This window comes from Pantoea sp. 18069, from assembly GCF_902706035.1.
Taxonomy (GTDB): domain Bacteria; phylum Pseudomonadota; class Gammaproteobacteria; order Burkholderiales; family Burkholderiaceae_C; genus Comamonas.
This window is the reverse complement of record NZ_CACSJA010000105.1, coordinates 1-636: the sequence shown is the minus strand read 5'-3', so window position 1 is coordinate 636 and position 636 is coordinate 1. Positions and strand designations below refer to the sequence as shown.

The 636-nt window shown below is 64.5% G+C and carries 1 protein-coding gene; it reads right to left on the bottom strand.

What is annotated here, in order from left to right:
• A partial coding sequence (locus GVL12_RS25765) for a YDG domain-containing protein (RefSeq protein WP_200844100.1) occupies positions 1 to 636 on the bottom strand: 636 nt, incomplete at both ends.

Genomic DNA, 636 nt, shown 5'->3' with positions numbered 1-636 from the left:
AGACCATCGAGCGTGCCGCCCGACAGCGTTGCCAGCGTCGTGCCGTCATAGGTCTTGTTGGCCGCGGTCACACCGCTGACCGTCAAGGCCTTGGCGGTGATATCGGCGGTGACTCCCGTGGCATTGCCGACCGTGTAGTTGCTCGCCAGGCCCGTGCCATTGCCCAAAGTGGCGCCAGTGACCGCCACGGTCTGACCAGCGGCGACATTCTTGTCGGCGAAAGAGCCCGTCTGGCCGGAAAGAACCAGCGTCTCCGAACCCACCAGACCATTGAGCGTTCCGCCCGATACGATGGCGACATTGTTGCCGTCATAGGCCTTGTGGGCAGCTGCCACACCGCTGACCGTCAAGGCCTTGGCAGTGATATTGGCCGTGACGCCCGTGGCGCTGCTCACCGTGTAATTGCTGGCCAGGCCCGTGCCATCGGACAGGGTTGCGCCTGTCACCGTCACGTTCTTGCCGGCTGCAGCGTTCTGGTCGCTAAAGGCACCGGTCTGACCCGACAGGCTCAGCGTTTCGCCAGCCACCAGACCATCGAGCGTGCCGCCCGACAGCGTTGCCAGCGTCGTGCCGTCATAGGTCTTGTTGGCCGCGGTCACACCGCTGACCGTCAAGGCCTTGGCGGTGATATCGGCG